This window comes from Wenzhouxiangella sp. YN1 (genome assembly GCF_056324145.1).
Genome location: NZ_JBJNIO010000155.1, coordinates 110,753 through 125,558, shown reverse-complemented (window position 1 = coordinate 125,558; position 14,806 = coordinate 110,753). Strand labels below are relative to the sequence as shown.

Sequence of the window (14,806 nt, the reverse complement as noted above, 5' to 3'; positions counted from 1 at the left end):
GGCAAACGCTCTGAGTCGGGTTTCGGGATGCCATCCCGGAGTCGCAGTTTCCTCCCCCGGCTCGGGGCACTCACTTCAGTTCGACGCGGTGGCGAGGTCTTCAGTGAACCTTCCCGAGCCAGGGCAAACGCTCTGAGTCGGGTTTCAGGCGGCCATGCCCGGAGCCGCTGTTTCATTCCCCAGCTCGGACATACTCACGTCAGTTCGGCGCGGTGGCGGGGCATTCGGTGAATCTTCCCGAGCCAGGGCAGACGCTCTGAGTCGGGTTTCAGGTGGCCATGCCCGGAGCCGCTGTTTGCCCGGCTCGGGGATGTTCACTTCGGTTCTGCGCCGTGGCGAGACCGTCAGTGAGCCCTCCCGAGCCAGGCATTCGTCGTCGCGAGCTGGCCTCGAATCGCTCCGGGCGACCAGCCTACATCCAGTCTTCCATCGGCGGGCAGGAGCAGACCAGATTGCGGTCGCCGTAGACGTTGTCCACGCGCCCCACGGGCGTGAAGTATTTGCCCATGCGCAGCTCCCGGACCGGCCAGCCGGCGTCCTGTCGGCTATAGCCGTGCGCCCATTCGTCGGCGCCCAGTTCCTCGACGGTGTGCGGTGCATTCTTGAGCGGGTTGGCCTCGCGGTCCCACTCGCCGCTGGCTACGCGGTCGATCTCCTGCCGGATGCTGATCATTGCCTGAATGAAGCGGTCCAGCTCGGCCTTTGACTCACTTTCGGTCGGCTCGATCATCAGGGTGCCGGGTACGGGCCATGACATGGTCGGCGCGTGAAAGCCGTAGTCCATCATGCGCTTGGCGACGTCTTCCTCGGTGATGTCGGCCGACTCCTTGAAGGGGCGCAGGTCGATGATGCACTCGTGCGCGATGCGTCCGTTCCGGCCCGTATAGAGGATGTCGTAGTGTCCTTCCAGACGTTTGGCGATGTAGTTGGCGCTGAGAATGGCCGCCTCGGTTGCCAGACGCAGACCGTCACCGCCCATCAGGCGAATGTAGACCCAGGGAATGGGCAGGATGCCGGCGCTGCCCCAGGGGGCGGCCGCCACCGGCGGATTGCTGCCGAATTCAGGTCCCAGCAGACCGCTGCCGTGGCCGGGCAGAAAGGGGATGAGGTGCTCGCGAACACCGATCGGTCCGATGCCCGGTCCGCCGCCACCGTGCGGAATGCAGAAAGTCTTGTGAAGGTTCAGGTGGCAGACGTCGGCGTAGTCGGCAATGCGCGACCAGCCCACCAGGGCGTTGAGGTTGGCGCCGTCGAGATAAACCAGGCCGCCGGCTTCGTGTATCTGCTCGCAGATGTCGACCACCGACTCCTCGAACACGCCGTGCGTGGACGGGTAGGTGATCATCAGGGCGGCGAGGCGTTCGCGATGCTCGTCGATCTTCGCACCCAGGTCGTCGAGGTCGATATTGCCCTGTCGGTCGCATTTGACGACGACAATTTCCATCCCCGTCATCTGCGCGCTGGCCGGGTTGGTGCCGTGCGCCGAAGACGGAATCAGGCAGATATCGCGCTCATGGTTGCCCTGGTCTTCGTGCCAGCCCTTGATCGCCAGCAGGCCGGCGTATTCACCCTGCGAGCCGGCATTGGGCTGCAGTGAAAATGCCTTGAAACCGGTGATCTCGCAGAGCATGCCTTCGAGCTCGTCGATAAGCTGGTGATAGCCGCGCGCCTGCTCTGGCGGGCAGAAGGGATGCAGCTCGGAGAACTCCGGCCAGGTAATCGGCATCATCTCGGCGGTGGCGTTGAGCTTCATGGTGCACGAGCCCAGCGGAATCATGGCGTGGGTCAGGCTCAAATCGCGGTTTTCCAGGCGCTTGAGATAGCGCAGCATCTCGGTTTCGGAGCGATAGCGGCTGAACACTTCGTGCTCGAGATAGGGCGTGCGCCGGCGCAGGCTTTCGGGAATGGCCTGGAAGTCCGCGTCGAGCGCTTCGTCGAGCGCGGTGATGTCTGCGGCGTCTTCGCCGCGGAAAAAGCCGAGAAGGCTCGACAGGTGCTGCCGTCGGGTCTGTTCGTTGAGGCTGATGCCGATGACGCCCTCGCGATCGGCGCGCAGGTTGATGCCTGCCTGCTGGGCGCGATGCAGCAGCTCCTGGCGCCGCGGTTCGTCGACGCGCACCGTCAGGGTGTCGAAGTAGTGTTCGTTTTCGAGCGTGTAACCGGCATCGACGATGCCGCGGGCAAGAATGCCGGTCTGGCGGTGAATGCGCTGCGCGATCTTCTTCAGGCCTTCCGGGCCGTGCCAGACGGCGTAAAAGCCGGCCATCACTGCCAGCAGCGCCTGGGCGGTGCAGATATTGCTCATTGCCTTTTCGCGCCGGATATGCTGTTCGCGTGTTTGCAGGGCCATGCGCAGCGCCGGATTGCCGTGGCGGTCCTTTGATACGCCGATGATGCGGCCGGGCACATTGCGACGGTAGGCTTCGCGGGTGGCGAAAAAGCCGGCGTGCGGCCCGCCGTATCCCATGGGCACGCCAAAGCGCTGGGCGCTGCCGACCACCACGTCGGCACCGGCCTGGCCGGGAGACTCGAGCAGCAGCAGCGCCATCAGGTCGGCGGCGACCGCCACCTGAACGTCGCGCTCGTGTGCCTGCGAGACCACATTGTCGAGCGGCTCGACGGCGCCGTTACTGCCCGGGTACTGAACGAGAACGCCGAAACAGTCGATGTCGGGCAGGGCCGAGTGCAGATTCTCGTGCACCTGTACGTCGATACCCAGATGACGACCACGGTTGCTGACCACCTCGATGGTCTGGGGCAGGCAGTTGGCATCCACCAGAAAGACGTCGCTCTTGTTCTTGCGGTTGACGCGCTTGAGCATGGCCATGGCTTCGGCCGCAGCCGTGCCTTCATCGAGCAGCGAGGCGTTGGCCATTTCCATGCCGGTCAGATCCATGACCATCTGCTGGAAGTTGAGCATGCCTTCCAGGCGGCCTTGCGAGATTTCGGCCTGATAGGGCGTGTACGCGGTATACCACCCCGGGTTCTCGAGCACGTTGCGCAAAATTACCGGGGGCGTCAGCGTGGGGTGATAACCCAGCCCGATCATCGAGTGGGCAACGCTGTTGCGTGAAGCCAACTGGCGGATGGTTTCAAGAACACGTTCTTCGTTTTCGCCGGCGGGGAGGTCCAGCGGCCGGTCGGCGCGAATGCTGCCAGGCATGGTCTCCAGGGCCAGCGCCTCCAGCGAATCGCAGCCGACGACATCGAGCATTTCGCGGACCTCATCGGCGGAAGGGCCGATGTGCCGCGAAATGAAATCGTCATGCGATTCCAGATGGTGGAGAGGCGTAGAAGTATTCCGATTGTCGGTCATTACAGAAGCAGTCCTTGCGTAGAGGTCGTGAACACGTAGTGGTCGATCAGGAGAAACGCGAACAGAGCCATGAGGTAGACCACTGAATAATTGAACATGTGCATGGCCAGCTGTTCGTTGCTGGAGCGCATGATGGCGATGGCGTAGCCGAGAAAGCCGACGTTGAGGATCATGGTGCCGACCAGATAGGCCAGCCCGCTCATGCCCGTCAGCCAGGGCAGCAGTGTGATCAGCACGAGGATGATGGTGTAGAACAGAATCTGCCAGCGGGTGAATCTGACGCCGTGCGTGACCGGCATCATGGGCACGTCGGCGGCGGCGTAGTCCTCGCGGCGGTGGATGGCCAGAGCCCAGAAATGCGGCGGGGTCCAGACAAAAACAATCAGGAAAAGAATCAGGGCATGGGCATGAATTTCGCCGGTGACCGCGGCCCAGCCCAGCACCGGTGGTGCGGCGCCGGCGGCACCGCCGATGACGATGTTCTGCGATGTGGCGCGCTTGAGCCAGGCGGTGTAGATCACGGCATAGCCGATCAGGCTGATGAAGGTCAGTACCGCGGTCAGCGGGTTGACCAGAAAGACGAGAATCAGCATCGAAACAGCGGCCAGAATCAGGGCAAAGATGAGTGCCTGGCGGCGGTTGAGCTGTTTGCTGGGCAGTGGTCGGTTGCGCGTGCGCGCCATGATGCGATCGGCGCGCTCGTCGAGCAGATGGTTGATGGCGGCCGCCGAGGCTGCTGCCATGCCGATGCCCAGCGTGCCCCAGATCAGCGCGTCGAGCGGGATCATGCCCGGCACCGACAGCGCCATGCCGACAACCGCGGTAAACACGATCAGTGACACGACCCTGAGTTTGCACAGGCCGAGAAAGAAACGCGTTCGCTGCCGTATTGTTGCCGTGGCTGCCGTCATTTGCGCTCGTTGGGGGTGAATCGCTGCGCCGGTGTTGCCGGAATCACTCCGGCCCGGTCTGAGTCCAGGTGAGCAGGCGCGAGAGATCCCGGCGCATGCCGTTGAGATCTGCATCCTGCGGGTAACTCAGTATTATATGCCCCTTGGGGTCGACAATGTAGCTGATTGGCTTCAGACCGGGGTCGGGCAGGGCGGTGCCGAGGGTTCTTCCGGCCGCTCCGGCCACTACGCGAAAATCCTCGGCCAGGTCATGGATGGCGCTCAGCGTGTCGTTGTTCACCTCGCCGGGGGTGACCAGCATCAGGTCGATTTCGGGCTGGTGACGATCCTGGCCGAGACGGATCTGGCGCAGCCAGTAGAGGTCTTCCAGGCAGGCTTCGCTGCAGCCGGCAGGGCGATAATGCAGCAGCTGCCACTGGCCGGCCAGCGTCTCGCGGCTGACGCGATTTCCGGCGGCGGTCTGGAGCTCGAATTCCGGCAGCCGGACGGCCGGCTGCAACAGCTCGCCGTGATTGCGCGTGCTGCCTGGGCGCCAGTCAAGCCACTGGCTGTTGAGCAGAATCGCGATTGCGACGGGAGCGAAAAACAGCGCCAGCAGAAGGGCAACGGTAACTTTTTTCATGACTTTCCGGTTCGCTTGCGATGGCGAAGACTGCGCCACGTCAGGGTGACCCAGATGAGCAATACCGCGACTGCCATGGTGATCCACTGCCAGGCATAAGCATGATGACGGTCGGGCCCGAAGTTGACCGGACGCCACTCATCGCCGGTCAGGTGCGCCGCGTGGGTGGGCTCGAGCAGAATCACACGGTCAGCCAGCCGGGTGCCCAGGGCTGTCTCGACGCGGTCGAGGTCGAGATAGGTCACCAGGTTCGGCCAGTGGTCCGCGTCAAGCGCGCGGGCCGTTCCGAGCTCCAGGCCGACGCGCGGCGGGTTCGCCAGTCGACCGCTGATGGCCAGGCTGCCACGGGGCGTGTCGACTTTCGGCAGCGCTTCCTGGCGGGAGGGCAGCGGATACCAGCCCCGGTTGACCAGCCAGGAGCGCGCCGTGCCCTCGGGTTGAAAGGGCGTAAAGACATGCACGCCGGGTTGGCCGCCGCGCATCTGGTTGTCCAGCAGGATGTGGCGCGATGAATCAAAAACCCCGCGCACCTGCACTCGGGCGTATGCCGCTGCTTCTGCAGTCGTCTGATCCAGCGTGACCGCTTCGGCTTGTTGCCAGGATTGCAGCATGGCCTGCTTCTCCTGCGCGCGATCGAACTGCCACACGGCCAGCCTGGCACACAGGAGGATCACCACAACCGCGGCAAGGTGCGGCAGCCAGCGAATGATGAAGGAAGAGAGCCTGCTCATGGCGTCAGACCATTATAATGGCAGCGACATTTTCGCCGGAGCCTTCTGTTGCTCAGCAAAGTACTGATCATCGCTGCCTTTCTCACCATTCTTTATACCCTGGCGTCAAGCTTCTACTTTCTGGTCAAGGATGCCGGCGAGGGGAACCGCACGGTGCGGCGCCTGAGCTGGCGCGTGGGGATCTCGATCGGGCTGGTATTCACGCTGTGGGTGGCCTTTCAGCTGGGCTGGATCGAGCCACAGGGCGTCAACCCGGTGCACTACTCGGGCGGGAATGGCTGAGCTCTGACGCGGAGTCGGAAGCCGGGCGGTTCGATCAGACCGGCAACGGCGCTTGCAAACATCCGCACTGGCTGACAAAACGCGCCGTTTGGCATCGTCGGCAGTTCGGTGTGCGGAGAACCGTCGTGCAGAGAACCGTCGCCCGCCGTTGCCGTCAGGGTGCCGATCGTTCAGCCTTCCAGCGCGCTGTTGATGGCCTTGAGCAGCTCTTTCTTGTCGACCGGCTTGGTGATGTAGGCGGCCGCGCCCTGGCGCATGCCCCAGATGCGGTCGGTTTCCTGATCCTTGGTGGTGACGAAGATCACCGGAACGTTCGCCGTCGACTCTTCCTTGCCGATGCGCCGGGTGGCCTGAAAGCCGTTGAGGCCGGGCATGACGATGTCCATCAGGATAGCGTCGGGCAGGTGCGACTTGGCTTGCTCCACGCCTTCTTCACCGCTGGAGGCGGTAATCACTTCGTGGCCCCCGCCTTCGACGATCTTCTTCAGCGAGTAGAGATGGGTCTCGGAATCGTCAACGATCAGAATCTTGGCCATGGAAATCCCTTGTATGACTGTTGTAGTACGCAAACTGGAATGGATTTCATCATACCCGAAACCAGCGCCCGGGGTCGCGTGAGGTCAGCTTCAGTCCAGCCTGACGCGTACGGTAATGCGCCCGCGCCCCTGACCGGCGAGCAGCTGCCCGAAGGCGTCTTCGAGGCCGTTCAGATCGATCGTGGGCGCGGCAATCCGGTCCAGATGTCGCGGCTTCCAGTCGCTGGCCAGCCGCTGCCAGATTTCGTTGCGAATACTGTAGGGGCAGCCGGCGGAGTTGATCCCCAGCAGGCCGATGCCGCGAATGATGAAGGGCATCACCGTGGTATTGACGCCGATGCCGCCGGCCATGCCGCAGGAGGCGATGTTGCCCCAGGGTTCGATCACGCGGGTCAGCCCGGAGAGCATGTCGCCGCCGACGTTGTCCAGAGCGCCGGCAAACCGGGATGAAGCCAGCGGTGATTCCGGCCAGTAGAGCTCGCGCCGGGAGATGCACTGCGATGCACCGAGCTCGTGCAGCCAGTCGAACTCGTCTTCCTTGCCGGAGATGGCCGTGACCTCGTAGCCGGCTTTGGAGTAGATGTCGCAAGCCAGCGAGCCGACGCCGCCGCTGGCGCCGGTAATCGCGATGGTGCCCATGTCCGGCCGCTGACCATTGGCCTCCATGCGCCACAGCCCGAGCGCGGCGGTAAAGCCGGCGGTGCCGAGCAGCATGGCCTCATGCAGGGACAGGCCATCGGGCAGTGGAATCAGCCACTCCGACGGCACCCGCAGGAACTCGCTGTAGCCGCCGTCACGGGTTTCCGATAGGCCGCTGCCGGTAATCAGAACTTCGTCGCCATCGGCAAAGTCTGCGTGTTCGGACTGCACCACGGTCCCGGCGGCGTCGATACCGCCGTTGAGCGGAAAGCGGCGCAGGATCTTGCCCTGGCCGGTGCCGGCCAGGGCGTCCTTGTAGTTGACGCTGGACCAGGCGACGCGAATGACGACGTCACCCTCGGACTGATCATCGATCGACTGCTCGACAATTTCGCCGCGATAGCCGTCCTCGTCGTCGCTGATCCGGAAAGCGCGGAAGGTGTCGGAAATGGCTTCGGTCATGATGTCGTCAATCCTGGCAACGTCGTATCGCTGATCTTTCAGCCTGCACTGTCAACCCGGCCGCGCTCAGTTGACCTTGTGGATGGCGCGCTTGTCCACGGCCAGCGCGGCTTCGTGGACGGCCTCCGACAGGGTCGGGTGAGCGTGGATGATGCGGGCGAGGTCCTCGGCGGCGCCGGCGAACTCCATTGTGACCACGCATTCGGCAATCAGCTCCGAGGCGCTGGGGCCAATGATCTGCACGCCCAGCAGGCGGTCGGTCTCGGCATCGGCGATGACCTTCACGGTTCCGGGGGCATGCCCCATGGCCAGCCCACGCCCGCTGGCGGCAAACGGAAAGTTGCCCACGTGGTACTCGACGCCTTCTTCCTTCAGCTGCTTTTCGGTCTTGCCCAGCCAGGCGATTTCGGGGTCGGTGTAGATCACCCAGGGCACCGTATCCAGGTTGAAGTTTCCCTGGCTGCCGGCGATGGTTTCGACCACCGCGATGCCTTCTTCGGACGCCTTGTGCGCCAGCATCGGGCCGCGCACCAGGTCGCCCACGGCCCACACGCCGTCGACTGCCGTGCGGCAGTACTCGTCGACTTCGACCTGGCCGCGGTCGGTCATCTTCACGCCGGAGTCATCGGCCAGCAGACCCTCGCCGGCACCCTTGCGGCCCACGGCCACCAGCAGCTTGTCGAAGGTTTCGCTGTGCTCGCCCTTGGAATCCTCGTAGGTGACGGTCACCTTGCCGTCGGCAACCTCGGCGCCGGACACCTTGGCGCCCAGGCGAATATCGAGGCCCTGCTTCTTGAACTCACGGGCGGCGACGCGCGAGCTGTCCTTGTCGATGGCCGGAAGGAATTCGTCCAGCGCTTCGAACAGCATCACCTCGCTGCCCAGGCGTGACCAGACGCTGCCCATTTCCAGGCCGATCACGCCGGCGCCGATGACGCCCAGGCGTTCGGGTACTTCGGGAAATTCCAGCGCGCCGATGTTGTCAACGATGGTCTCGCCATCGAGCTCGACGTTGGGAATGGAGAAAGCGACAGAGCCGGCGGCAAGAATGACGTTCTTGCCCTTGACCGTGTAGGCCTCGCCGTCGTGCGGGCTGAGCTCCACCTCGCGTTCGGCCAGAAGCTTGCCGCGACCGTTGACGAATTCGACCTTGTTGGCCTTGAGCAGCTGGGTGACGCCTCCGGTGAGCTGCTTGACCACTTGATCCTTGCGCTTGAGCATCTGTTCGACATCGATGCTGACTTCATCGACCTGAATGCCATGCTCGGCGTAGTCGTCACGGACGCTGGCGAAGTGCTTGGAGGAGTCCAGCAGCGCCTTGGACGGAATGCAGCCGATGTTCAGGCAGGTGCCGCCGGGGGCCGGCTTGTCGTCTGCGTTCTTGCGATCGTCTACCAGCAGGACTTTCAGATCCAGCTGCGCGGCCCGAATGGCGGCCACGTAGCCTCCGGGCCCGCCGCCGATCACGATTACGTCGAATTCCTTGTCAGCCATTGTGTTTCCTCTCGATCAGGTTCTGCGCCATCAGTTGGGAGCTTCAAGCGTCTGAAAAGCTCGAACGGGAAGGGCGCGAAGAAGGCACGAAGGGCACGCAAGAGTCAGATTCCACTTCGCGGACTTCGTGTCTCCTTCGTGCGCTTCGTGTGCTTCGTGTGCTTCGTGTTTATGGAGTACGTTCTTGCAAACTACAGCCCCAGCAGCATGCGGGCCGGGTCTTCCAGGGCTTCCTTGATGGCCACCAGGAACTGGACGGCGTCCTTGCCGTCGACGATGCGGTGGTCGTAGGACAGGGCGATGTACATCATCGGGCGGATGACGATTTCGCCGTCGATGGCCACCGGGCGTTCCTTGATGGTGTGCATGCCCAGGATGGCCGACTGCGGCATGTTGAGCAGTGGCGTCGACAGCAGTGAGCCGAACACGCCGCCGTTGGTGATGGTGAAGGTGCCGCCCTGCAGATCCTCGAGCTGGATCGTGCCCTTGCGTGCTTTCTGGGCGTAATCGGCGATGCCCTGTTCGATTTCGGCCAATCCCATGCGGTGGGCGTCCCTGAGCACCGGTACTACCAGTCCGCGGTCGGTGGAGACGGCAATGCCGACGTCCTGATAGCCGTGGTAGATGATCTCTTCGCCGTCGACCGAGGCGTTGACCACGGGGTGCTTCTGCAGCGCCTCGCAGGCGGCCTTGACGAAAAACGACATGAAGCCGAGCTTGATGTCGTGCTTTTTCTGGAAATCTTCCTGGTAGCGCTTGCGCAGATCCATGACCGCCTTGAGGTCGACCTCGTTGAACGAGGTCAGGATCGCGGCGGTGCTCTGCGCTTCCTTCATGCGCTCGGCGATGCGCGCGCGCAGGCGCGACATCTTGACCCGTTCTTGCGGGCGCGGGCCGGTGGCACCGCCGGCCATGTGACCCATGACGTCACCCTTGGTGACGCGTCCGCCACGGCCGGTGCCTTCGATCTGGCTGGCATCGAGATCGTTTTCAGCCACCATCCGGCGCGCCGAAGGCGGCAGGTCCTTTTCGGCATCCTTCGACTGACCGGATCGCTTCTGCTTTTCGCTGTCGTCACGCTGGTCAGCCTGGCTGTCTTCGTCCCGGCCCTTGTCTTCCGAGTCCGCCTCTTCGGAGTCCTCATCCGCCGATTTGCTCGGTGCCTCGCCTTCTTTCATCTTGCCCAGCAGCTCGCCCTCGGTGACGGTGTCGCCCTCTTCGGCGCTGATTTCCTCGAGCACGCCGTCGGCCGGGGCCGGCACTTCGAGCACGACCTTGTCGGTTTCGAGATCGACGAGATTTTCGTCGCGCTCGATCGCATCGCCGGGCTTCTTGTGCCACTTGGCAATGGTGGCGTCCGAAACGGATTCGGGCAGATTGGGAACTTTGACTTCAACGCTCATGGGTAGATTACTCCGTGAATTTGCCTGGGGTCAGCGCCTCGCCGACCAGGCGCTTTTGTTGTTCGATATGGACTTGGTAATAGCCGACGGCCGGCGACGACGAGCCCTTGCGGCCAACGTAGCCAAGCTCCTGATCGTCGCGGATACAGGCCTGAATATGATGGCGAATCTGGAACCAAGCGCCCTGGTTCATGGGCTCTTCCTGGCACCAGACCACTTCGCCGGCGTTCTCGTAGCGCGCGATGATCGCCTGGAACTCCTCACGCGGGAAGGGGTAGAGCTGCTCGACGCGGACCAGGGCAACGTTGTCGACTTCGTCCTTGGTCAGCTGATCGGCGAGATCGAAGTAGACCTTGCCGGAGCAGAAGACCACGCGCTCGACCTTCTTCGGATCGGGCCCGGCGGGATCATCGATGATCAGCTCGAAGCGGCCGTTCTCGAGGTCGTCGAGCGACGAGGTCGAGGCCTTGTGGCGCAACAGCGACTTCGGCGTCATCACCACCAGCGGCTTGCGGAAGTGCCTGAGCATCTGCCGCCTGAGCATGTGGAACATCTGCGAAGGCAGGGTCGGGGCGCAGACCTGCATGTTCGCGCCCGAGCACAGCTGCATGAAGCGCTCCAGCCGGGCTGAGGAATGCTCCGGTCCCTGGCCTTCGTAGCCGTGCGGCAAAAACATCACCAGACCGCACAGGCGGCCCCACTTGGCTTCACCGGAGGCAATGAACTGGTCGATGACCACTTGTGCGCCGTTGGCGAAGTCGCCGAACTGGGCCTCCCAGATCGTCAGCGTGGTCGGTTCGGCGGTGGCGTAGCCGTATTCAAAGCCCAGCACCGCCTCTTCCGACAGCAGCGAGTCGATCACCGTCACCCGCCGCGGATCATCGGTGAACTGACGCAGCGGGAGAATCGAGCTGCCGTCGACCTGGTTGTGCAGCACGGCATGGCGATGGAAGAAAGTGCCGCGGCCGGAGTCCTGACCGACCAGGCGCAGGCCGCAGTCGTCATTGATCAGCGTGGCGTAGGCCATGGTTTCGGCAAAGCCCCAGTCCATGGGTGATTCGCCGGTCGCCATTTTCTTGCGTGAGTCGATGATGCGCTGAACCTGCTTGTGCAGCTCGAACCCTTCGGGCAGGGTGGTCAGTTGGTCCGACAGCTTGCGGATGGTGGCGGGCTCGACGCCGGTGTCGACCTCTTCGCGCCACTCGCCGTCGAGGTAGGGTTCCCAGTCGACGGTCTCGATCGCTTCGTCTTCGTCGAGCAGGTCGACGACCGGCTCGCCGGCGTCAAGCTTGTCGCGATAGTCTGCGTTGGCCTGCTCGATGGCCTTCTTGTCGACCAGACCTTCCTTGATCAGGCGGTCGGCGTACTGCTTGCGAACGGTGTCGAGCTTGCGGATGGTTGTGTACATGCGCGGCTGGGTTGCCGCCGGCTCGTCGGCCTCGTTGTGGCCCAGGCGGCGGTAGCAGACCAGGTCGAGCACGACGTCCTTCTTGAATTCGTGACGGAAGTCGGCCAGCACACGCGTGGCAAACAACACGGCTTCGGGGTCGTCGGCGTTGACGTGCAGGATCGGCGCCTGAACCATCTTGGCCACTTCCGTGCAGTACAGCGTCGAGCGCGTGTCGAGCGGGTTGGACGTGGTGAAGCCGATCTGGTTGTTGACCACCACGTGGATGGTGCCGCCGACGGCAAAGCCGCGTGCCTGCGACATGTTGAGCAGCTCGGTGTTGACGCCCTGGCCGGCGATGGCGGCGTCGCCGTGCACCAGTACCGGCAGCACTTGGTCGCGGCGATCGTCGTGCAGGCGCATCTGGCGGGCACGGGCCGAGCCGGCAACCACCGGGTTGACGATTTCCAGGTGCGACGGGTTGAAGGCCAGGGCCAGGTGCATCGGCCCGCCCGGCGTGGGCACGTCGGAGCTGAAGCCCATGTGGTACTTGACGTCACCGGTGCGGCTGGGATCGTCATACTCCATCTTGCCCTCGAACTCCGCGAACAGGTCGGCGGGGCTCTTGCCAAGAATGTTGACCAGCACGTTCAGCCGGCCGCGGTGGGCCATGCCGATGACCATTTCACGCACGCCCTGACTGCCCGTGTGGCGGATCAGGGTGTCGAATAGCGGGATCATGCTCTCGCCGCCTTCCAGCGAGAAGCGTTTCTGGCCCACGTAGCGTGAGTGCAGGTATTTTTCCAGGCCTTCGGCGGCGGCCAGCTTGTCGAGCAGCCGTCGGCGCTCGCCGGCTTCGGGCGTGTAGTGGCCGCGCGTGCCTTCCAGGCGCTGCTGCAGCCAGCGCCGCTGGTTGGTGTCGGTAATGTGCATGTATTCGACACCGATGCTGCCGCAATAGGTGTCGCGACAGATTTCGACGATTTCCTTCAGCGAGCGGTGGTCAGGACCCGCCAGGGTGCCGGTGTGAAAGTTGGTTTCGAGATCGGACTCCGACAGGCTGTGGAAACCGAGCTCGAGATCGGGAACCTGCGGGCGCTCGCTCAGGCCCAGCGGATCGAGCTGGGCGCGCTGATGGCCGCGCACGCGGTAGGCGTTGATCAGCCGCAGAACGCCGGCCTGCTTGAAGTCCTCAGCAGCGGTGCCGGCGCTGTAGTGTCCATTGGCGGCCAGGTTCTGGAAGTGTGCCTCGATCCGGCGGTGTCGAGTGTCGGTGTCGACCGAGTCCGCCAGTTCGGAAAACAGTTTCTGCCAGTTTTCCGGAACGGACTCGGGATCGTCCAGCCAGGCTTCGTAGAACGCCTCGACATAGTCGGCGTTACCGCCGGAAAGATGAGAGTTGCGGTACTGCTCCTGAAGGAAGTCGGTCATGAAAAAGGTGTGGCTCGGATGGGTGTCCAGTGGAAGACAGTTGATTATAACGGCGGCGGGCACTCTGTTGGGCTCAATATGCCGATATCGACCCGTATTGCCGCGTTTGCCTGCATATCGTTCGCCAATCGCGCGTCAAACGTAGCGATCGATAGCGCGCGCCATGGCCGCCGCGTTGCCGGTGTAGGTCGACGGGCTCAGCTCGAGCAGCCGGGCGCGATCGCTTTCGGGAATGTCGAGGCCGGTGATGAATTCGCGGATGCGTTCGCGATCGATGCCGCGGCCGCGGGTCAGCGCCTTGAGCTTCTCGTAAGGCTCGGGCACACCGTGCAGGCGCATGACGGTCTGCACCGCCTCGGCCAGCACCTCCCAGGCGCGCTCGAGGTCGGCAGCCAGCCTTTCCTCGTCGGGGGCGATCCGGTCCAGGCCCTTGAGAATCGACTGCCAGGCCAGCGAGGCGTAGCCAAAGCCCGAACCCAGCGAACGCTGCACCGTGGAGTCGGTCAGGTCGCGCTGAAAGCGTGAAATCGGCAGTTTGTCGGCGAGATGGCCGAGCAGGGCGTTGGCCAGGCCCAGATTGCCCTCGCCGTTTTCGAAGTCGATCGGGTTGACCTTGTGCGGCATGGTCGAGGAGCCGACTTCGCCTTCGACCAGACGCTGGCGAAAATACCCCAGCGAGACATAGCCCCAGGCGTCGCGCGCGAAGTCCAGCAGCACGGTGTTGACGCGCATCAGCGCGTGTGCGACTTCGGCAATCATGTCGTGCGGCTCGATCTGGGTGGTGTAGGGGTTCCAGACCAGACCGAGGTCTTCGACGAAGTCGCGCGCCAGGCTGGGCCAGTCGACGTCCGGGCAGGCAGCCATATGGGCGTTGAAGTTGCCCACGGCGCCGTTGATCTTGCCCGTGATTTCGATCTGATCGAGCGCCCGGCGCTGGCGGCGCAGACGAAAAACCACGTTGGCCAGCTCCTTGCCCAGCGTGGTGGGCGAGGCGGTCTGTCCATGGGTGCGCGAGAGCATCGCCATGCCGGCGGTGTCCTTGGCCATGGTTGCCAGCCGCTCGTCGAGCTGTCCCAGCAGGGGGTCGAGCTCTTCGACCACGGCGTGTCGGATGATCAGCGCCCAGGCGAGGTTGTTGATGTCTTCGGAGGTGCAGGCGAAATGGATGAATTCGGTGTGGGGCTGAAGTGAACTGCGCTCGGCGAGGCGTTCCTTGAGCCAGTATTCGACCGCTTTCACGTCGTGGTTGGTCGTGCGCTCGATGGCCTTGACCGCGGCCGCATCATCCTCGCTGAACTCGTCGACCAGGCGATCGAGAAAGTTGCGGTCTGCACGTGAAAGCTCGGGCAGGGCAGTGAAGGCAGGCTCGGCTGCCAGCGCCTTGAACCAGGCCACCTCCACGCGAACGCGATGGCGAATCAGGCCGGCTTCGGATGCCAGCCAGCGCAGCCCGCCGAGCCGGTTGGCGTAGCGTCCGTCAAGCGGCGATAGAGCAGTCAGGGCGTGAGTGTTCATCGGGTTTTGCCATCGTTTCGATCAGCCGGTAATGATACCCCAGCAAGCCGGTGATTTTGCCCTGCCGGAGGCGGGCC

The 14,806-nt window shown here is 63.6% G+C and carries 11 protein-coding genes; 1 reads left to right on the top strand and 10 read right to left on the bottom strand.

What is annotated here, in order from left to right; translation table 11 throughout:
• Nucleotides 1-412: 412 nt before the first annotated feature.
• The 4 genes from gcvP to ACEWQZ_RS11850 are packed head-to-tail and all read right to left on the bottom strand — an operon-like array spanning nucleotide 413 to nucleotide 5,580.
• Nucleotides 413-3,316, bottom strand: coding sequence for an aminomethyl-transferring glycine dehydrogenase (gene gcvP / locus ACEWQZ_RS11865; protein WP_476483303.1), 2,904 nt, complete (start codon nucleotides 3,314-3,316; stop codon nucleotides 413-415).
• Nucleotides 3,316-4,227, bottom strand: a complete 912-nt coding sequence (gene cyoE / locus ACEWQZ_RS11860) for a heme o synthase (protein WP_476483302.1) — start codon at nucleotides 4,225-4,227, stop codon at nucleotides 3,316-3,318. Before cyoE ends, gcvP begins: the two co-directional genes overlap by 1 nt.
• A 43-nt stretch (nucleotides 4,228-4,270) precedes the next feature.
• A complete protein-coding gene (locus ACEWQZ_RS11855) occupies nucleotides 4,271-4,849 on the bottom strand; it encodes a hypothetical protein (RefSeq protein ID WP_476483301.1) in 579 nt (192 codons plus the stop codon).
• Nucleotides 4,846-5,580, bottom strand: a complete 735-nt coding sequence (locus tag ACEWQZ_RS11850) for an SURF1 family protein (RefSeq protein ID WP_476483300.1) — start codon at nucleotides 5,578-5,580, stop codon at nucleotides 4,846-4,848. Before ACEWQZ_RS11850 ends, ACEWQZ_RS11855 begins: the two co-directional genes overlap by 4 nt.
• Nucleotides 5,581-5,628: 48 nt before the next feature.
• On the opposite strand from ACEWQZ_RS11850, the gene ACEWQZ_RS11845 reads away from it, so the two are divergent.
• Nucleotides 5,629-5,862, top strand: a complete 234-nt coding sequence (locus ACEWQZ_RS11845; RefSeq protein ID WP_476483299.1) for a DUF2909 domain-containing protein — start codon at nucleotides 5,629-5,631, stop codon at nucleotides 5,860-5,862.
• 170 nt (nucleotides 5,863-6,032) lie between these two features.
• Here ACEWQZ_RS11845 and ACEWQZ_RS11840 read toward each other — a convergent pair whose 3' ends face one another.
• The 6 genes from ACEWQZ_RS11840 to purB form a co-directional block, all read right to left on the bottom strand.
• Nucleotides 6,033-6,398 carry a response regulator gene (locus ACEWQZ_RS11840; protein ID WP_476483298.1) on the bottom strand — a complete coding sequence of 122 codons (366 nt, stop codon included), beginning with the start codon at nucleotides 6,396-6,398 and terminating at the stop codon, nucleotides 6,033-6,035.
• 90 nt (nucleotides 6,399-6,488) lie between these two features.
• Nucleotides 6,489-7,499: an oxidoreductase gene (locus ACEWQZ_RS11835; protein ID WP_476483297.1), complete on the bottom strand. Its 1,011-nt coding sequence runs from the start codon at nucleotides 7,497-7,499 to the stop codon at nucleotides 6,489-6,491.
• Nucleotides 7,500-7,565: 66 nt separating this feature from the next.
• A complete protein-coding gene (gene lpdA, locus ACEWQZ_RS11830; RefSeq protein WP_476483296.1) occupies nucleotides 7,566-8,993 on the bottom strand; it encodes a dihydrolipoyl dehydrogenase in 1,428 nt (475 codons plus the stop codon).
• A 191-nt stretch (nucleotides 8,994-9,184) separates the two neighbouring features.
• On the bottom strand, nucleotides 9,185-10,396 hold the full coding sequence (gene sucB / locus ACEWQZ_RS11825; RefSeq protein ID WP_476483295.1) for a dihydrolipoyllysine-residue succinyltransferase: 1,212 nt from the start codon (nucleotides 10,394-10,396) through the stop codon (nucleotides 9,185-9,187).
• A 7-nt stretch (nucleotides 10,397-10,403) separates the two neighbouring features.
• Nucleotides 10,404-13,214, bottom strand: a complete 2,811-nt coding sequence (locus ACEWQZ_RS11820) for a 2-oxoglutarate dehydrogenase E1 component (RefSeq protein ID WP_476483294.1) — start codon at nucleotides 13,212-13,214, stop codon at nucleotides 10,404-10,406.
• A gap of 135 nt (nucleotides 13,215-13,349) precedes the next feature.
• Nucleotides 13,350-14,729, bottom strand: a complete 1,380-nt coding sequence (gene purB, locus ACEWQZ_RS11815) for an adenylosuccinate lyase (protein WP_476483293.1) — start codon at nucleotides 14,727-14,729, stop codon at nucleotides 13,350-13,352.
• Nucleotides 14,730-14,806 lie beyond the last annotated feature (77 nt).